We start from the raw sequence: 17,035 nt of genomic DNA, 5'->3' as shown, positions 1-17,035 counted from the left end.
CCGTAGATCCGACCGGAGATCCGGCCGGCGTCAGGAGGCACACGCATGGCAGGGGAGCCGCAGGACGACTGCCTGTTCTGCAAGATCGTCGGCGGGCACGTGCCGGCCACGGTCGTGCGGGAGACCGAGACGACCCTCGCCTTCCGGGACATCAACCCGCAGGCGCCCACGCACGTCCTGGTGATCCCCAAGGCGCACCACGAGAACGCGGCCGCCCTCGCCGCCGCCGCGCCGGAGCTCGCCGCCGACGTGCTGCGCGAGACGCGGGCCGTCGCGGAGGACGAGCAGCTCGACAGCTACCGCACCGTCTTCAACACCGGCAGCGGCGCGGGCCAGACCGTCTGGCACGCCCACGCGCACGTCATCGGCGGGCGCGGCCTGGAATGGCCCCCCGGATAGATCGCGATGTCCGTCCGTGAACTGGTCGTCCTCGGCACCGCCAGCCAGGTCCCGACCCGGCACCGCAACCACAACGGCTACCTGCTGCGCTGGGACGGCGAGGGCATCCTGTTCGACCCCGGCGAGGGCACCCAGCGCCAGATGGTGCGCGCCGGGGTCGCGGCGCACGACCTGAACCGGGTCTGCGTCACCCACTTCCACGGCGACCACTCCCTGGGGCTCGCCGGGGTGATCCAGCGGATCAACCTCGACCGGGTCCCGCACCCGGTCACCGCCCACTACCCGCGCTCCGGGCAGCACTTCTTCACCCGGCTGCGGTACTCCACCGCCTACCGCGAGACCGTCGGCATCACCGAGGCGCCCGTCGACGCCGACGGCACGCTCGCCGTCACCGGCTCGTACGCCCTCCAGGCCCGCCGGCTGTCCCACCCGGTCGAGTCCTACGGCTACCGGCTGGTCGAGCCCGACGGCCGCCGGATGCTGCCGGACCGGCTGGCCGCGCTCGGCGTGCGGGGACCCGACGTCGGCCGCATCCAGCGCGAGGGCGTCCTCGGGGACGTCCGGCTGGAGGACGTCAGCGAGGTGCGGCGCGGGCAGCGGTTCGCGTTCATCATGGACACCCGGCTGTGCGACGGGGTGCACGCGCTCGCCGAGGACTGCGACCTGCTGGTCATCGAGTCGACCTTCCTCGACGAGGACGAACGGCTCGCCGTCGAGCACGGCCACCTGACGGCCGGCCAGGCCGCGGCGGTGGCGCGCGACGCGGGGGTGCGGCACCTGGTGCTGACGCACTTCAGCCAGCGCTACTCCGACCCTGACGAGTTCGAGCGGCAGGCCCGCGCCGCCGGGTTCGAGGGCGAGCTGACCGTGGCCCACGACCTGCTCCGGGTGCCGCTCCCCAAGCGACGGTGAAATCGACGGTGAACGGGCCGTACGATGCTTTGATGCCTCTGCCGATCGCCGAACTGCACCTGCACATCGAAGGCACCATGGAGCCGGAGCTGGCCTTCGCGCTGGCCGCGCGCAACGGGGTGACCCTGCCCCACGCCGACACCGACGCCCTGCGCCGGGCGTACGACTTCCAGGACCTGCAGTCCTTCCTGGACCTCTACTACGCGCTGATGGACGTCCTGCGCACCGAGCAGGACTTCGCCGACCTCGCCGACGCCTACCTGGCCCGCGCCGCCGCGCAGGGCGTGCGGCACGCGGAGATCTTCTTCGACCCGCAGGCGCACACCCAGCGCGGGGTGGAGCTCGGCACGGTCATCGAGGGGCTGTGGCGGGCCCTCGGCCGCAGCGAGGAACGGCACGGCGTCTCCACCCGGCTGATCATGTGCTTCCTGCGCGACGAGTCCGCCGACTCGGCCCTGGCGACCCTGCAGGCGGCCGAGCCGTACCTGGACCGGATCACCGGCGTCGGCCTGGACTCGGCGGAGGTCGGGCACCCGCCGGCGAAGTTCCGCGAGGTGTACGAGGCCGCCGCCGCGCTCGGGCTGCGGCGTGTCGCCCACGCGGGTGAGGAGGGGCCGCCCGCGTACATCACCGAGGCCCTCGACGTGCTCGGCGTCGAGCGCGTCGACCACGGCCTGCGCTGCCTGGAGGACCCCGCGCTGGTCGAGCGGCTGGTGCGGGAGCGCGTCCCGCTCACCCTGTGCCCGCTGTCCAACGTCCGCCTGCGCGCGGTCGACACCCTCGCCGACCACCCGCTGCCCGCCATGCTCGACGCCGGCCTGCTGTGCACGGTCAACTCCGACGACCCCGCCTACTTCGGCGGCTACGCCGGCGACACCCTCGACGCGGTCCGCCGGACCCTCGGGCTGGACGAGGAGCGGCTGCGCGAGCTGGCCCGCAACTCCTTCCTCGCGTCGTTCCTGGACGACGACGAGGAGCGCAGGGCGCGGTACCTCGCCGAGGTGGAGGCGTACCGCTTCTGACGCGTCCCCGGGGCCGCCGCGGCGCCGGCTACCTCCACTGCACGGTGCCGCCCGGGGGTGCCGTGGCCGTCGCCTCGATCTTCGCCCTGGTCTCCGCCATGACGGCCACGATCCGCGCCTCGTGCTCCGGCGAGAGCCGCGCCACCGGCACCGAGCAACTGATCGCGTCCCGCGCCGGACTGTCGTAGCGCAGCGCGAAGCCGAAGCCGACCAGCCCCGGGACGCCCTCCTCGCGGTCGACCGAGTGGCCGCGGGCGCGCGTCGCAGCGAGGTCGGCGGCCAGTGACTCCCGGGTGGTGTGCGTGTTCGGGGTGAGCGCCGCGTACGGCCCCGCGGGCAGCTCGGCGTCCGGGCGTTCCGCGAGCAGTGCCTTGCCCAGCGCGCCCGCGTGGGCGGGCAGGCGCCGTCCGACCCTGCTGATCGTCCTCAGGTACGCGTGCGACTCCCGGGTCGCCAGGTAGGCCACGTCCCGGCCGTCCAGGCGCCCCAGGTGGATCGTCTCGCCGAGCGCGTCGGACGCCTCGTCCAGGTACGGGCGCGCGGCGCGCACGCGCGGGTCGGAGTCCAGGTAGCCGGTGCCGGTGAGCAGGGCGCGGATGCCGATGCCGTACAGCGAGCCGGTGACGTCGGTGCGCACCCAGCCGCGGGCGGCGAGCGTCTGCAGCAGCGCGTACATCGAGCTGCGCGGCACGCCCAGCTCGTCGGCCAGCTCCTGCAGCCGGGCCGGGCGGTCGCCGCGCTCGGCGAGCAGTTCCAGCAGCTCGACCGTGCGCGCGGCGGACTTCACCTCACGGACGCCGCCCGTGCCGCCGTCTGTCTCCACCATGCGCCGATCGTAAGCGGGCGGCCGGGGCCGCCGGCCCCGGCGGGGGCCATTGACGGGTGTCGTTCGCGTATCTAACCTTCATTCTCGTACGTGGATGACGTCTACATGGGGAGATGAGCGAGGGTGAGTCCCGACACCGACACGGCCCGGCGGCTGCGGGAGGGCATGGCGCGCGGGGTGCTGTCGTTCCCGCTCACCAGCTTCCGCGAGGACGGCTCACTCGACCCGGACGGCTTCCGCGCCCATGTCGCCGACCGGCTCGCGGCCGCCCCCGGCGCCCTGTTCCCGGCCTGCGGCACCGGGGAGTTCCACGCCCTGGACGAGGACGAGTACCGGCGGGTCGTCGAGATCGCCGTCGGGGAGGCGGCGGGCCGGGTGCCCGTCGTGGCCGGCGTCGGGTACGGCTGGGCGCAGGCCGTCCGGTTCGCGCGCCAGGCCGAGGACGCCGGCGCGGACGCGCTGCTCGTCCTGCCCCACTACCTCGTCGCCGCACCGCAGGAGGGCCTGGTCGCCCAGCTCGAACAGCTCGCCGCCCGCACCCGGCTCCCCTTGGTCGTCTACCAGCGCGGCCAGGTCGACTACTCCCTCGCCGCGTTCCGGCGCCTCACGCGGATCCCGTCCGTGATCGGCCTCAAGGACGGCCACAGCGACCTCGACCGCCTCCAGCGGCTCACCCTCGCCGCCCCCGAGGGCTTCCTGTTCTTCAACGGCGCCGCCACCGCCGAGGTCCAGGCCCGCGCCTACGCCGCCGTCGGCGTGAGCGCCTACTCCTCCGCCGTCCACGCCTTCGCGCCCGAGATCGCGAACGCCTTCTTCGCCGCCCTGCGCGACGGCGACGACGGCACCGTGGACAAGCTGCTGCGCGCCTTCTACGTCCCGTTCGTCGAACTCCGCGACCGGGCACCGGGGTACGCCGTGTCCCTGGTGAAGGCCGCGGCCCGGCTGCGCGGCCGTCCGGTCGGGCCCGTGCGCGCCCCGCTCACCGACCCGTCGGCGGCCGACCTGGCCGACCTGCGGACCCTGCTCGCCGCCGGACTCGACCTCGTGGGAGCCGCCCTGTGAACCTCACCGTCACCGACGTGATCCTCACCCCGATCCTCGTCGCCGACCCGCCCCTGCTCAACACCCAGGGCGTGCACCAGCCGTACACCCCCCGGCTCGTCGTCGAGGTCGTCACCGCCGACGGGACCACCGGGGTCGGCGAGACCTACGGCGACACCAAGTACCTCGAGCTGGCCCGGCCGTTCGCGCAGAAGCTGAAGGGGCGTCAGGTCAGCGACCTCAACGCGCTGTCCGCCCTCGCCGACGAGGTCGCCGTGGACGCCTCCCGGGTCTCGGGACAGGTCGACGTCGGCGGGCTGCGCGGCGTCCAGACCGCCGACAAGCTGCGCCTGTCCGTCGTCTCCGCCTTCGAGGTGGCCTGCCTGGACGCCCTCGGCAAGGCGCTCGGGCTGCCCGTGCACGCACTGCTCGGCGGCAAGGTGCGCGACAGCGTCGAGTACAGCGCCTACCTGTTCTACAAGTGGGCGGAGCACCCCGAGGGCGTGCCCGCCGAGAAGGACGACTGGGGCGCCGCCCTGGACCCGGCCGGGATCGTCGCGCAGGCCCGCCGGTTCACCGAGCGCTACGGCTTCACCTCCTTCAAGCTCAAGGGCGGCGTGTTCCCGCCCGACGAGGAGGTCGCCGCGGTCCGCGCCCTCGCCGCGGCCTTCCCCGGACACCCCCTGCGCCTGGACCCCAACGGGGCCTGGTCGGTGGCGACCTCGCTGAAGGTCGCCGAGGAGGTCGGCGGTCTCCTGGAGTACCTGGAGGACCCCGCGCTCGGCACCCCGGCCATGGCCGAGGTCGCCGCCGGGACCGACGTGCCGCTCGCCACCAACATGTGCGTGACGACGTTCGCCGAGATCGAGGAGGCGTTCACCCGCGACGCCGTCCAGGTCGTCCTGTCCGACCACCACTACTGGGGCGGCCTGCGCGCCACCCAGCACCTGGCCGCGCTGTGCGCCGCCTTCGGCGTCGGGGTGTCCATGCACTCCAACACCCACCTCGGGATCAGCCTGGCCGCGATGACCCACGTCGCGTCCACCGTGCCGAACCTCCACCACGCCTGCGACACCCACTACCCCTGGCAGTCCGAGGACGTCCTCACCGCACGCGTCCCGATCAGCGGCGGCCGGGTCGCGGTGCCCGACGGACCCGGCCTCGGCGTCGAACTCGACCGGGAGCGGCTGGCGTTCCTGCACCGGCGGTGGCTGGAGGACGACGGCCGGCTGCGCGACCGGGACGACGCGGCGGCCCTGCGCGTCGCCGACCCGCGGTGGGTCACACCGGCCGTGCCCCGCTGGTGAACGCGGCGCGGCACGGGCCGCCGGACGTGACGGGCGCCCGGGGCGCGAGCACCGCCCGGCTGCCGGTGGGGTGGTGCACACTGGCCTGATCCGCACCATGTCAGGGAGTGCACCGTGACCGCGTCCGGCCCGTCCCACGGAAAGGGACCGTCGCCCCTCACCGAGGGCCCGCACCGCCAGGCCCACGTCGATCCCCTGGCCGCCCTGCGCGCGCCCGGCGACCCCCCGTGGGACGTGTACCTCACGGGCACCGTCTTCCTCGACATCGTCTTCACCGGCCTGGACTCCGCGCCGGTGCGCGGCACCGAGTCCTGGGCGCGCGGCATGGGCTCCAGTCCCGGCGGGGTCGCCAACATGGCCACCGCGCTGGCCCGCCTCGGCCTGCGCACCAGTCTCGCGGCGGCCTTCGGCGACGACCACTACGGCGAGTACTGCTGGGACGCCCTCGCACAGGGCGAGGGCATCGACCTGACCCCGTCGCGCAGCGTGCCCGGCTGGCACTCGCCGGTCACCGTGTCCATGGCGTACGAGGGGGAGCGCACGATGGTCTCCCACGGCCACGAGCCGCCGCCCGAGGAGCCCGCCCCCGACTGCCCGCCCCGCGCGCGGGCCGCGGTCGCCTCCCTGGTGCCGGGCCGGCCGGCCACCTGGATCGCGCAGGCCGCCGCCCGGGGCACCCGGATCTTCGGCGACGTCGGCTGGGACGACACGGGCGCGTGGGACCTGGCCGGCCTGTCCGACCTCGCCCACTGCGAGGCGTTCCTGCCCAACGCCGAGGAGGCCATGCGCTACACCCGCACCGACTCCCCGCGCGCCGCCGCGCACGCCCTGACCGAGCACGTGCCGGTCGCGGTGGTCACGCTGGGCGCGGAGGGCGCGTACGCGGTGGACCGGCGGACGGGGGAGACGGCCGAGGTGCCCGCGATCGCCGTGGAGGCCCTCGACCCCACCGGCGCCGGGGACGTGTTCGTGGCCGGGTTCGTCACCGGCTCGCTCGCCGGCTGGCCGCTGGCGGACCGGCTCGCCTTCGCCGGGCTGGTGGCCGCGCTGTCGGTGCAGGAGTTCGGCGGCTCGCTGTCGGCGCCCGGCTGGTCGGAGATCGCGACCTGGTGGCGCGAGGTGCAGTCGGTCGAGGGCCAGGACCGGGCGGCCCTGAGCCGGTACGCGTTCCTGGAGCGGCTGCTCCCCGAGGACGCGGCGAGGCCCTGGCCCCTGCGCCGCGCGGTCCCGACGATCGGCTTCGGCCGTTCGAACTGAGGGGGTCGGACGCCGGTCCCTCGTCGGCCCGGAGGCCGGACCGATAAAACGCCTACGGCGTTGTCGGTGGCCCGGCGTACCCTTGAAATCGCCAGGCCGCCCGTGTGGCGCGCGTGCCGTATCGAGGAGGACGAGCAAGGCCTACAGAGCCGGCCCATGACTCAGACACCCACAGCTCACACCCCCGCGCAGGGGCAGGCGCGAGCGCAGTTCACCGTTCCCGCCCAGCACCCCATGGTGACCGTGCTGGGATCCGGAGACTCCCTCCTGCGCGTGATCGAGAAGGCCTTCCCGGGGGCCGACATCCACGTCCGGGGCAATGAGATCAGCGCGGTCGGCGACACGGTCGACGTCGCCCTCATCTCGCGCGTGTTCGAAGAGATGATGCTGGTGCTCCGCACCGGGCAGCCGATGACGGAGGACGCAGTGGAACGGTCGATCGCCATGCTGCGGGCGAGCGAGGCAGGTACCAACGACGGCCAGGAGACCCCGGCCGAGGTGCTCACGCAGAACATCCTGTCCTCCCGGGGACGCACCATCCGCCCGAAGACCCTCAACCAGAAGCGGTACGTCGACGCGATCGACCACCACACGATCGTCTTCGGCATCGGCCCCGCCGGCACCGGCAAGACGTACCTGGCGATGGCCAAGGCCGTCCAGGCGCTGCAGTCCAAGCAGGTCAACCGCATCATCCTGACCCGCCCCGCGGTCGAGGCCGGCGAGCGCCTCGGCTTCCTGCCGGGCACGCTCTACGAGAAGATCGACCCCTACCTGCGCCCGCTCTACGACGCCCTGCACGACATGATCGACCCCGACTCGATCCCGCGGCTGATGGCGGCGGGCACGATCGAGGTCGCCCCGCTGGCGTACATGCGCGGCCGCACGCTCAACGACGCCTTCATCATCCTGGACGAGGCCCAGAACACGAGCCCCGAGCAGATGAAGATGTTCCTCACCCGCCTCGGCTTCGACTCCAAGATCGTCATCACCGGTGACGTGACGCAGGTCGACCTGCCGAGCGGCACCAAGTCCGGTCTGCGGCAGGTGCAGGAGATCCTGGAGGGCGTCGACGACGTCCACTTCGCCCGGCTGTCCTCGCACGACGTCGTCCGGCACAAGCTGGTGGGCCGTATCGTCGACGCGTACGAGCAGTACGACAGCCAGCACGGCACGGAGAACGGCGCGCACAAGGGCGGCCGCGGGAAGTCCGCGCACAAGGGGAAGTAGACACAGCACGGCATGTCGATCGACGTCAACAACGAGTCCGGAACCGAGGTCGACGAGCAGGCGATCCTCGACATCGCCCGCTACGCGCTCGCACGGATGCGCATCCACCCGCTCTCCGAGCTCTCGGTGATCGTCGTGGACGCCGACGCCATGGAGCAGCTCCACGTGCAGTGGATGGACCTGCCGGGCCCGACGGACGTGATGTCCTTCCCGATGGACGAGCTGCGCCCGCCGTCCAAGGACGACGACGAGCCCCCGCAGGGGCTCCTCGGCGACATCGTCCTGTGCCCGGAGGTCGCCGCCCGGCAGGGCGCCGAGGCCGCCACGCAGCACTCCATGGACGAGGAGCTCCAGCTCCTCACCGTCCACGGGGTGCTGCACCTGCTGGGGTACGACCACGAGGAGCCCGACGAGAAGGCCGAGATGTTCGGCCTGCAGGCGGCCATCGTGGACGGCTGGCGCGCCGAGAAGGGCCTGACCGGCCCGTCGCCCGCGCCGACCGTGTCATGAGCCCCCAGCTCGTCGCCGGCGCGATCGCCCTGGTCGTCGTCGCCTGGCTCGCCGCCTGCGCGGAGGCGGGCCTCGCGCGCGTGTCCAGCTTCCGCGCCGAGGAAGCCGTCCGCACCGGCCGGCGGGGCAGCGCCAAGCTCGCCCAGATCGCCGCCGACCCGACCCGCTACCTGAACGTGGCGCTGCTGGTGCGCGTCGCCTGCGAGATGGCGGCCGCCGCGCTCGTCACCTACGCGTGCCTGCGGGGCATCGACACGACCTGGCAGGCGCTGCTCGCCGCCATCGGCGTCATGGTCCTGGTGTCGTACGTGGCCGTGGGCGTCTCCCCGCGCACCATCGGCCGCCAGCACCCGCTGAACACGGCGACGGCCGCCGCGTACGTGCTGCTGCCGCTGGCCCGGGTGATGGGCCCGATCCCCTCGCTGCTGATCCTCATCGGCAACGCCCTGACCCCCGGCAAGGGCTTCCGCCGCGGCCCGTTCGCCTCCGAGGCCGAACTGCGGGCGCTGGTCGACCTCGCCGAGAAGGAGTCGCTGATCGAGGACGAGGAGCGCCGCATGGTGCACTCGGTCTTCGAGCTGGGCGACACCCTGGTGCGCGAGGTGATGGTGCCGCGCACCGACCTGGTGGTGATCGAGCGCTACAAGACGATCCGCCAGGCCCTGACGCTCGCGCTGCGCTCGGGCTTCTCGCGCATCCCGGTCACCGGGGAGAGCGAGGACGACATCGTCGGCATCGTGTACCTGAAGGACCTGGCCCGCAAGACGCACATCAGCCGGGACGCGGAGAGCGAGCTGGTCTCCACGGCGATGCGGCCGGCGTTCTTCGTGCCCGACACCAAGAACGCGGGCGACCTGCTGCGCGAGATGCAAGAGGAGCGCAACCACGTCGCGGTGGTGATCGACGAGTACGGCGGCACCGCCGGCATCGTCACCATCGAGGACATCCTGGAGGAGATCGTCGGCGAGATCACCGACGAGTACGACCGGGAGCTGCCGCCCGTGGAGGAGCTGGGCGACGACCGTTACCGCGTCACGGCCCGCCTCGACATCACCGACCTGGGCGAGCTGTACGGCCTGGAGGAGTACGACGACGAGGACGTGGAGACCGTCGGCGGCCTGCTCGCCAAGGCCCTGGGCCGGGTGCCGATCGCCGGGGCGTCCAGCGTCGTGGAGCTGCCCGACGGCCGCGAGCTGCGGCTGACCGCCGAGACGGCGGCCGGACGCCGGAACAAGATCGTGACCGTGCTGGTGGAGCCCGTCGGCCCGGCCGCCCGGGCCGGCGAGCAGCACAAGGAGCACGCGGGGGTCGACGGGGCGGGGGCGGAACCGGCGTGACGCCCCAGGAGCTGCGGGCCCTGTGCCTGTCGTTCAACGCGGCCGAGGAGGACTTCCCGTTCGGCCCGGAGACCTCGGTCTTCCGGGTCCTCGGCAAGCTCTTCGCGCTGTCCGCCCTCGACGCCCGGCCCCTGAAGGTCAACCTCAAGTGCGACCCCGAGGACGCGGTCCGGCTGCGCGGGGAGCACCCGGGGCTGATCGTGCCCGGCTGGCACATGAACAAGCGGCACTGGAACACCGTCGTCGCCGACGGCGAGCTCCCCGACCGCCTCGTCCGGGAGCTCGTGGAGGACTCCTACGACCTGGTGGTCGCCGGTCTGCCGCGCGCCGAGCGCCTCCGCCTCGACCGCCCTTGAGCGCAGGTCACCCCCCCCACGTGGCCGGGCCCAGCTCCGTGCCCGTGGCGGGTGTTCGTATGCTCGGGGCATGACCGAGAGCAGCGCGCTTGACCCCGAGGACCGCAAGATCGTCACGCTGGCCCGTTCCGCGCGGGCCCGCAACGGCGTGCCCGAGGGCGCGGCCGTGCGCGACGACACGGGACGCACCTACGTCGCCGGGACGGTGGAGCTGGCGTCGCTGCGGCTGAGCGCGCTGCGCACGGCGGTGGCGATGGCCGTGGCCTCGGGCGCGGGCTCGCTGGAGGCGGCGGCGGTGGTGACCGGGGCGGACACCGTCCCGGCGGAGGACCTGGCCGCGGTCCGGGACCTCGGCGGAGCGGGGACGCCGGTGCTGCTGGCGGCCCCGGACGGCACGGTGCGCTCGACGGTCCCGGCGGAGTGAGCAGGGCGAGAGCCCGTCAGGGAGCCCAGCTCTGACGGCTCCTGCCGCCCCCGCGGCGGCTCAGAGCGCGTCCGGCCCGCGCTCGCCCGTGCGCACCCGGACGACCGTCTCCACCGGCAGCGCCCACACCTTGCCGTCGCCGATCTTGCCCGTCTGCGCGGCCCGGACGATCGCGTCGATCACCGGGTCCGCGTCGGCGTCCTCGACGACCACCTCGATGCGCACCTTCGGCACCAGGTCCACCCGGTACTCGGCGCCCCGGTAGACCTCGGTGTGGCCGCGCTGCCGGCCGTAGCCGCTGGCCTCGGTGACGGTCAGGCCCTGCACCCCGAGTTCCTGCAGGGCGTTCTTGACCTCGTCGAGGCGGTGCGGCTTGACGATGGCGGTGATCAGCTTCATGCCTGCGGCTTGACCTTCTGGGCGGAGGGGAGGACGGAGTGGGCGACCGGGGCGCCGTGGCCCAGGACCCCGTGATCGTAGGCGCTCTCGGCGTGCACCGTAAGGTCCAGGCCGGTGTGCTCCTGCTCCTCGCTCGCGCGGAAGCCCATCACGCGGTCGAGCACCTTGCCGATCGCGAAGGTCACGCCGAACGCGTACACCGCGACGACCACCACGGCGACGAGCTGCTTGCCGAGCTGGGCGAGGCCGCCGCCGTACAGCAGGCCCTCCGTGCCGCCGGTCATGGCCCGCTCGGCGAACACGCCGATGAGCAGGGTGCCGACGATCCCGCCGACCAGGTGGACGCCGACGACGTCCAGCGAGTCGTCGTAGTTCAGCTTGAACTTCCAGCTCACGGCGTACGAGCAGACGACCCCGGCGGCGAGACCGACCACCAGGGCGCCCAGCAGGGACACCGAGCCGCAGGACGGGGTGATCGCCACCAGGCCCGCGACCGCGCCGGACGCGGCGCCCAGCGTGGTGGGGTGGCCGTCGCGCCGCTGCTCGACGAAGAGCCAGCCGAGCAGGCCGGTGCAGCCCGCCGCGAGGGTGTTGAGGAAGACGGCCGCGGCCAGGCCGTTCGCGGCGAGCACCGAGCCCGCGTTGAAACCGAACCAGCCGAACCACAGCAGGCCGGCGCCCAGCACCACCATGGGCAGGTTGTGCGGGCGCATCGCGTCCTTCTTGAAGCCCAGGCGCGGGCCCAGGACCAGGCACAGGGCGAGCCCGGAGGCGCCGGAGGTGATCTCCACGGGCAGACCGCCGGCGAAGTCCAGGGCACCGAGGTGGGTCAGGATCCAGCCACCCGGACCCCACACCCAGTGGGTGACCGGAACGTATACCAGCAGCGCCCACACCGGCACGAAGACCAGCCACGCGGCGAACTTCGCGCGGTCGGCGACGGCGCCGCTCACCAGGGCCGCCGTGACGATCGCGAAGGTCAGCTGGAACGTGGCGAACAGCAGCGTGGGGACCGTGCCCGTGACGCTGTCCGGGCCGATCCCCGCGAGGCCCAGGTGGTCCAGGCCGCCGACGAGACCGGCGGCCGTGTCGCCGCCGAAGGCCAGCGAGTAGCCGGCCGCCAGCCAGACGACCGTGACCAGGGCGATCGACACGAAGCTCATCATCAGCATGTTCAGCACGCTCTTCGTGCGGACCATGCCGCCGTAGAACAGGGCCAGGCCCGGGGTCATGAGCAGCACGAGCGCGGTGGCGGCGAGCAGCCAGGCGGTGTCGCCGGTGTCGATCCGCGGTGCGGCGAAGGTCGTCACGGGGTCTCCAACGGTGCGAGGGCTCGTCAGAGGGTCACCGCTGCGCGTTTCCGGTCGCGTACGGCTGTGTTTCCGTGACGTTTCGTTGCGGGCGGGTTTCCGGACCCTCACCGGTGCGGCGGCGCCACGGGCGTGGTGCGGCGGGGCTCCGGGGATCAGGGAGAATGGGCGGCATGAGCGTTCGTACCCAGTCATCCGAGCAGTCGGCGAAGGCCGCGCACCGGGCCGGTTTCGCCTGTTTCGTGGGGCGGCCCAACGCGGGCAAGTCCACCCTCACGAACGCTCTGGTCGGGAAGAAGGTGGCGATCACCTCCAACCGGCCCCAGACCACGCGGCACACCGTGCGGGGCATCGTGCACCGGCCCGAGGCCCAGCTCATCCTGGTGGACACCCCGGGGCTGCACAAGCCGCGGACGCTGCTCGGCGAGCGGCTGAACGACGTGGTGCGTGCCACCTGGGCCGAGGTCGACGTGATCGGCTTCTGCCTGCCCGCCGACCAGAAGATCGGGCCCGGCGACCGGTTCATCGCCAAGGAGCTGGCCGGGATCAAGCGGACGCCCAAGATCGCCATTGTCACCAAGACCGACCTGGTCGACTCCAAGGCGCTGGCCGAGCAGCTCATCGCGGTGGACCAGATGGCGCGCGAGCTGGGGTTCGAGTGGCAGGAGATCGTGCCCGTGTCGGCGGTCGGGGACCAGCAGGTGACGCTGCTCGCCGACCTCCTGGTGCCGCTGCTGCCGGAGGGGCCGGCGCTGTACCCCGAGGGCGACCTCACCGACGAGCCCGAGCAGGTGATGGTGGCCGAGCTGATCCGCGAGGCCGCGCTGGAGGGCGTGCGCGACGAGCTGCCGCACTCCATCGCCGTGGTCGTGGAGGAGATGCTGCCGCGCGAGGACCGCCCGGCGGACCGTCCGCTGGTGGACATCCACGCCAACATCTACATCGAGCGGCCCAGCCAGAAGGGCATCATCATCGGCCCGAAGGGCAAGCGGCTGAAGGACGTGGGCGTGAAGTCCCGCCAGCAGATCGAGGCGCTGCTCGGCACGCCGGTCTTCCTCGACCTGCACGTGAAGGTGGCCAAGGACTGGCAGCGCGACCCCAAGCAGCTCCGCCGCCTGGGCTTCTGAGACCCGGAGCGCGCCTGGGCTCAGACCGCCCCCGCCGTCAGGTCCTGCAGTCCCACCACCCGCAGGAGCTGCAGGCGCTCGTGGGACCCGGAGCCCGGGCGGGCCGTGTGGATGAGCAGGTGCTGGTGGTGGTCGTCGGTCAGCAGCAGCTCGCAGTCGAGCTCCAGCAGGCCGACCACCGGGTGCTGGAAGCGCTTGACCGAGGCGCGGCGCACCGCCACCTCGTGCCGGTCCCACAGCTCGGCGAACTCCTCGCTGGACGCCCGTAGTTCGGCCACCAGGGCGGCCGGTTCCGGGTCGTCGGGGCGGGCCGCGGCCACCGCGCGCAGGTTCGCCACGTGGGCGCGGGCGTGCTCGGGCCGGTCCTCCGCCGGGAACAGGTCGCGCCCCGCACGGTCGAGGAAGAACCGGCGCACCACGTTGCGCTCGTGCGGCGGGCGCGCCAGTACGTCCCCGCTGAGCGCCCGCGACATCGCGTTCTGCGCCAGCACCTCGCCCACGTCGGTCATCACCAGCGCGGGCGTGTCGTGCAGCCGGTCCAGGACCAGCAGCAGGCCGGGGCGCACGTGGGCGGCCGGCGCGTCCCGGCGCGGGGGCTCCTCGCCGGCCAGGTGGAACAGGTGGTCGCGCTCGTCGTCGGTCAGGCGCAGGGCCCGCGCGAGCGCGGTGAGCATCTGCCGGGACGGGCGCGGGCCGCGGGACTGCTCCAGCCGCGTGTAGTAGTCCACCGACATGCCGGCCAGCGCCGCCACCTCCTCGCGGCGCAGCCCCGGCGTGCGGCGGCGGGCGCCGGCCGCCAGGCCCACGTCGGACGGGTTCAGCCGGGCGCGGCCGCGGCGCAGGAAGTCGGCGAGTTCGGCTCGGTCCACCCCTCCAGCGTCCGTCACCGCGCGCGGCATATCCAGGGACTGCCGGTCCCCCGATCCACGGGTCTCTCCCGGTCCCGCGCTCCCGGCCGGAGGGTGGTCGTACCGGACGGAGACGAGGAGCAGATCATGCTGACACTGGTGACGGGGACGACGGGACGCGTCGGCAGCAGGTTCGCGCCGCGGCTGCTGGGACAGCGGCGGCCGGGGGACACGGTGCGCGTCCTGGTGCGGGACGCCGCCCGCGCGGAGCGGCTCGCCGCGCTGGGCGCCGAGGTCGTCACCGGCGACCTGCGCGACCCGGAGGCGCTCGGCAAGGCGGTGGCCGGGGCGGACGCGGTGGTGAACGTCGCCGCGACCTTCCGCGGGGTGCCCGACGAGGAGGCGTGGGCGGTGAACCACGCGGCCGCCGTGGAGCTGGGCCGCGCCGCGCTGGCCGCCGGAGTGGCGCGCTTCGTGCAGGTCAGCACGGGGAACGTGTACGGCGTCGGCCGTGGCCGCCCGCTGACCGAGGACGACGAGAGCCGCCCCGGCGGCGAGATGTGGGGCGCCTACGCGGAGTCCAAGATCCGGGCCGAGCGGGACCTGCTCGCCCTGGACGGCCTGGACGTACGGATCGGGCGGCTGCCGTTCGTCTACGGCGAGGGCGACCCGCACCTGGCCGAGTCGCTGCGCTGGGCCGCGCACTGGGCGGCGGCCCAGCGGCTCCAGATGGCCCACCACGCGGACGTCGCCCAGGGCCTGCTGCGGCTGCTGCACGCCCCGGGCATCGGCGGCCGCGTCTACAACATCGCCGACGACGCCCCGGTCACCACGGTCGAGCTGTACCGGCTCAACGGCGTCGAGGTGCCCGCCGAGGTGTACGACCGCACCGACCCCGACCCGTTCTTCGGGGTCCTGTCCACCGAGCGCATCCGCCGGGAGCTCGGCTACCGCCCGGTCCACCCGTCGGTGTGGGCGGCCCGGGACGCGGGCGCCCTGTAGGGGGCGGGGCGGTCACCCCCGGGTGCGCAGCGCCTCCCGCAGCCAGGCGTAGGACGCCTTGGGCGTGCGCTGCTGCGTCGTGAAGTCGACGTGGACCAGGCCGAAGCGGCGGGCGTAGCCCTCGGCCCACTCGAAATTGTCCATCAGGGACCAGACGAAGTAGCCGCGCACGTCCACGCCGGCGGTGTGGGCGTCGTGCAGGGCGCGGATGTGGGCGTCGAGGTAGGCGATGCGCTCCTGGTCGTCGATGCCGTCGTAACTGCAGCCGTTCTCGGTGATGACGACGGGCGGGAGGCGGTCGCCGTAGCGGGCCTTGAAGGTGGTCAGCAGTTCCGTCAGCGCCTCGGGGACCACCGGCCAGCCGAAGTCGGTGACCGGCCGGTCCGCGATCTCCCGCACGGTGAAGGGGAGTTCCGCGGGCATGCGGACGCCGCCGAACTCGATGTCGGTGCCCTGCGGGGCGCCCACCCGCGTCGGGGCGTAGTAGTTGATCCCGTACCAGTCGAGCGGCTCGGCGATCACCTCCAGGTCGGCCGCCACGTCCCCGGGCATCAGCTCCCCGATCCCTTCCGGGTACGCGCCCAGCAGGACCGGTTCGGCGAACAGGCGGTTGAGCAGCAGGTCGTAGAAGTCCGCCGCCTCGACGTCCGGCCGGTCCCCGGAGGCCGGCCAGGTCGGGCCGTGGGAATTGGCGATGCCGACGTCGCCGGCGCCGGCCGCGCGGAGCGCCCGCACGGCCAGGCCGTGGGCCAGCAACTGGTGGTGGGCGACCGGGAGCGCGTCGAAGAGCAGCCGCCTGCCGGGGGCGTGCACGCCGAGCGCGTGGCCCAACAGGGTGTGCTCGGCGGGCTCGTTGAGGGTGATCCAGGTGCCGACGCGGTCGCCGAGCCGGTCGGCGACGGCGGTCACGTGGTCCGCGAAGCGGGCGGCGGTGTCCCGCCGCAGCCAGTCCAGCGAGGCGGGCAGGTCCCAGTGGAAGAGGGTGGGGACCGGGCGGACGCCCGCCGCGCACAGCTCGTCCACCAGCCGGTCGTAGAAGTCCAGCCCGCCCGGGCGGTTCGCCCGCGGCCAGGAGACCGAGAAGCGGTAGGCGTCCACCCCGAGTCCGGCGAGGAGGGCCACGTCCTCGCGGTAGCGGTGGTAGTGGTCGCAGGCCACGGCGGCCGTCGAGCCGTCCTTCACCCGGCCCGGCACGGCGGTGAACTCGTCCCACACGGACGGGTCGCGCCGGTCCGCGGCGCCCTCGATCTGATGGGCCGAGGTCGACACGCCCCACAGGAAGCCGGGCGGGAACGGGGGGAGCGCGGTGCGTCGGTCAGTCGCCATGCGCGGATCATCCGTACCGTCGGTAACGGAAGTCAACGGGCGGGCGACAACCGGCGGTTGGGCGGAGCCGGTGCGAGCGCCCCGGCGCGGGGGCCGAGACTCAGGCACCCTCCTTCAGCACCCGTGAGACCAGCGTCCGCTGGTCCTCCGTGAGCCGGGGGTCCGCGCAGTACACCGTCCGGTCGTCGACCGTGATCCGGTAGCTGAACCCGTCGGGCACGCCGGCCGGGGGCGTGCCCGGACCGGACGCGACCGCGCGCTCGGCCAGGGCATGCCACTCCGCGGCGTCCGGCCGCCCGGAGGTCTCCACCTCGCCCCGCCGCTCGATACCGGCGAACCCGCCCGTGCGCCTCACCTGAATCCGCATGCGTCCTGTCTAGTACGGACGGGCGCGATCCGCACCCC

General features: G+C 73.6%; 19 protein-coding genes. 13 read left to right on the top strand and 6 right to left on the bottom strand.

All coding sequences use genetic code 11. From position 1 onward, the window contains the following. The first annotated feature begins 45 nt into the window (after window positions 1-45). Genes E4U92_RS00925 through E4U92_RS00915 form a run of 3 tightly spaced genes read left to right on the top strand, consistent with a single transcriptional unit; the run spans window position 46 to window position 2,333 of the window. Complete coding sequence (locus E4U92_RS00925; RefSeq protein WP_137298301.1) at window positions 46-399, top strand: HIT domain-containing protein; 354 nt, start codon at window positions 46-48, stop codon at window positions 397-399. 6 nt (window positions 400-405) lie between these two features. Next, entirely contained in the window at window positions 406-1,311 is a 906-nt protein-coding gene (locus E4U92_RS00920; protein ID WP_137298300.1) for a ribonuclease Z, read from the top strand. A gap of 32 nt (window positions 1,312-1,343) precedes the next feature. Further along, window positions 1,344-2,333: an adenosine deaminase gene (locus E4U92_RS00915; protein WP_168725008.1), complete on the top strand. Its 990-nt coding sequence runs from the start codon at window positions 1,344-1,346 to the stop codon at window positions 2,331-2,333. Between the two features lie 28 nt (window positions 2,334-2,361). Here E4U92_RS00915 and E4U92_RS00910 read toward each other — a convergent pair whose 3' ends face one another. Next, window positions 2,362-3,159, bottom strand: a complete 798-nt coding sequence (locus E4U92_RS00910; protein ID WP_137298298.1) for an IclR family transcriptional regulator — start codon at window positions 3,157-3,159, stop codon at window positions 2,362-2,364. 123 nt (window positions 3,160-3,282) lie between these two features. On the opposite strand from E4U92_RS00910, the gene E4U92_RS00905 reads away from it, so the two are divergent. From E4U92_RS00905 to E4U92_RS00870, 8 genes are all read left to right on the top strand, one after another. After that, the gene (locus E4U92_RS00905) at window positions 3,283-4,221 is read left to right on the top strand and encodes a 5-dehydro-4-deoxyglucarate dehydratase (RefSeq protein WP_137298297.1); all 939 of its coding nucleotides are present in this window, start codon (window positions 3,283-3,285) and stop codon (window positions 4,219-4,221) included. After that, complete coding sequence (locus E4U92_RS00900; RefSeq protein WP_137298296.1) at window positions 4,218-5,507, top strand: glucarate dehydratase family protein; 1,290 nt, start codon at window positions 4,218-4,220, stop codon at window positions 5,505-5,507. The genes E4U92_RS00905 and E4U92_RS00900 overlap by 4 nt, the downstream gene beginning before the upstream one ends. A gap of 114 nt (window positions 5,508-5,621) precedes the next feature. Beyond that, entirely contained in the window at window positions 5,622-6,764 is a 1,143-nt protein-coding gene (locus E4U92_RS00895) for a carbohydrate kinase family protein (protein WP_137298295.1), read from the top strand. 156 nt (window positions 6,765-6,920) lie between these two features. Further along, window positions 6,921-7,991, top strand: a complete 1,071-nt coding sequence (locus E4U92_RS00890; protein ID WP_137298294.1) for a PhoH family protein — start codon at window positions 6,921-6,923, stop codon at window positions 7,989-7,991. 12 nt (window positions 7,992-8,003) lie between these two features. Beyond that, window positions 8,004-8,501, top strand: coding sequence for an rRNA maturation RNase YbeY (gene ybeY / locus E4U92_RS00885; RefSeq protein ID WP_137298293.1), 498 nt, complete (start codon window positions 8,004-8,006; stop codon window positions 8,499-8,501). Further along, the gene (locus E4U92_RS00880) at window positions 8,498-9,838 is read left to right on the top strand and encodes a hemolysin family protein (protein WP_137298292.1); all 1,341 of its coding nucleotides are present in this window, start codon (window positions 8,498-8,500) and stop codon (window positions 9,836-9,838) included. Before ybeY ends, E4U92_RS00880 begins: the two co-directional genes overlap by 4 nt. Further along, complete coding sequence (locus E4U92_RS00875) at window positions 9,835-10,194, top strand: MmcQ/YjbR family DNA-binding protein (protein WP_137298291.1); 360 nt, start codon at window positions 9,835-9,837, stop codon at window positions 10,192-10,194. Before E4U92_RS00880 ends, E4U92_RS00875 begins: the two co-directional genes overlap by 4 nt. 70 nt (window positions 10,195-10,264) lie before the next feature. Further along, a complete protein-coding gene (locus tag E4U92_RS00870; RefSeq protein WP_137298290.1) occupies window positions 10,265-10,618 on the top strand; it encodes a cytidine/deoxycytidylate deaminase family protein in 354 nt (117 codons plus the stop codon). A 60-nt stretch (window positions 10,619-10,678) separates the two neighbouring features. Here E4U92_RS00870 and E4U92_RS00865 read toward each other — a convergent pair whose 3' ends face one another. Together E4U92_RS00865 and E4U92_RS00860 are read right to left on the bottom strand one after the other, a co-directional pair. Beyond that, window positions 10,679-11,017: a P-II family nitrogen regulator gene (locus E4U92_RS00865; protein WP_137298289.1), complete on the bottom strand. Its 339-nt coding sequence runs from the start codon at window positions 11,015-11,017 to the stop codon at window positions 10,679-10,681. After that, on the bottom strand, window positions 11,014-12,327 hold the full coding sequence (locus E4U92_RS00860) for an ammonium transporter (RefSeq protein ID WP_137298288.1): 1,314 nt from the start codon (window positions 12,325-12,327) through the stop codon (window positions 11,014-11,016). Before E4U92_RS00860 ends, E4U92_RS00865 begins: the two co-directional genes overlap by 4 nt. A gap of 173 nt (window positions 12,328-12,500) precedes the next feature. Between E4U92_RS00860 and era the strand changes: the two genes are divergently transcribed. Beyond that, window positions 12,501-13,454, top strand: a complete 954-nt coding sequence (gene era / locus E4U92_RS00855; RefSeq protein ID WP_168725007.1) for a GTPase Era — start codon at window positions 12,501-12,503, stop codon at window positions 13,452-13,454. A 20-nt stretch (window positions 13,455-13,474) separates the two neighbouring features. Here era and E4U92_RS00850 read toward each other — a convergent pair whose 3' ends face one another. After that, window positions 13,475-14,323 carry a helix-turn-helix transcriptional regulator gene (locus E4U92_RS00850; RefSeq protein ID WP_137298286.1) on the bottom strand — a complete coding sequence of 283 codons (849 nt, stop codon included), beginning with the start codon at window positions 14,321-14,323 and terminating at the stop codon, window positions 13,475-13,477. Between the two features lie 126 nt (window positions 14,324-14,449). Between E4U92_RS00850 and E4U92_RS00845 the strand changes: the two genes are divergently transcribed. Then, entirely contained in the window at window positions 14,450-15,304 is an 855-nt protein-coding gene (locus tag E4U92_RS00845) for an NAD-dependent epimerase/dehydratase family protein (RefSeq protein ID WP_137298285.1), read from the top strand. Window positions 15,305-15,316: 12 nt separating this feature from the next. Here E4U92_RS00845 and E4U92_RS00840 read toward each other — a convergent pair whose 3' ends face one another. Next, window positions 15,317-16,630 (bottom strand): GH1 family beta-glucosidase, encoded by a 1,314-nt coding sequence (locus E4U92_RS00840; protein WP_137298284.1) that lies wholly within the window; start codon window positions 16,628-16,630, stop codon window positions 15,317-15,319. 100 nt (window positions 16,631-16,730) lie between these two features. After that, window positions 16,731-16,997, bottom strand: coding sequence for a protealysin inhibitor emfourin (locus E4U92_RS00835; RefSeq protein WP_137298283.1), 267 nt, complete (start codon window positions 16,995-16,997; stop codon window positions 16,731-16,733). Between the last annotated feature and the right edge of the window lie 38 nt (window positions 16,998-17,035).

The sequence above is a fragment of the Streptomyces galbus genome (assembly GCF_005280195.1).
Lineage (GTDB): Bacteria > Actinomycetota > Actinomycetes > Streptomycetales > Streptomycetaceae > Streptomyces > Streptomyces galbus.
The sequence above is the reverse complement of the archived record's forward strand: the minus strand, read 5'-3'. Positions and strand labels throughout refer to the sequence as shown.

Bases quoted from the DNA above. Each gene is read 5' to 3' on its own strand.
- E4U92_RS00840 (WP_137298284.1), bottom strand. From the start codon at position 16,630: ATGGCGACTGACCGACGCACCGCGCTCCCCCCGTTCCCGCCCGGCTTC.
- E4U92_RS00865 (WP_137298289.1), bottom strand. From the start codon at position 11,017: ATGAAGCTGATCACCGCCATCGTCAAGCCGCACCGCCTCGACGAGGTC.
- E4U92_RS00910 (WP_137298298.1), bottom strand. From the start codon at position 3,159: ATGGTGGAGACAGACGGCGGCACGGGCGGCGTCCGTGAGGTGAAGTCC.
- ybeY (WP_137298293.1), top strand. From the start codon at position 8,004: ATGTCGATCGACGTCAACAACGAGTCCGGAACCGAGGTCGACGAGCAG.
- E4U92_RS00835 (WP_137298283.1), bottom strand. From the start codon at position 16,997: ATGCGGATTCAGGTGAGGCGCACGGGCGGGTTCGCCGGTATCGAGCGG.
- E4U92_RS00925 (WP_137298301.1), top strand. From the start codon at position 46: ATGGCAGGGGAGCCGCAGGACGACTGCCTGTTCTGCAAGATCGTCGGC.
- E4U92_RS00845 (WP_137298285.1), top strand. From the start codon at position 14,450: ATGCTGACACTGGTGACGGGGACGACGGGACGCGTCGGCAGCAGGTTC.
- E4U92_RS00915 (WP_168725008.1), top strand. From the start codon at position 1,344: ATGCCTCTGCCGATCGCCGAACTGCACCTGCACATCGAAGGCACCATG.
- era (WP_168725007.1), top strand. From the start codon at position 12,501: ATGAGCGTTCGTACCCAGTCATCCGAGCAGTCGGCGAAGGCCGCGCAC.
- E4U92_RS00870 (WP_137298290.1), top strand. From the start codon at position 10,265: ATGACCGAGAGCAGCGCGCTTGACCCCGAGGACCGCAAGATCGTCACG.
- E4U92_RS00890 (WP_137298294.1), top strand. From the start codon at position 6,921: ATGACTCAGACACCCACAGCTCACACCCCCGCGCAGGGGCAGGCGCGA.
- E4U92_RS00880 (WP_137298292.1), top strand. From the start codon at position 8,498: ATGAGCCCCCAGCTCGTCGCCGGCGCGATCGCCCTGGTCGTCGTCGCC.
- E4U92_RS00920 (WP_137298300.1), top strand. From the start codon at position 406: ATGTCCGTCCGTGAACTGGTCGTCCTCGGCACCGCCAGCCAGGTCCCG.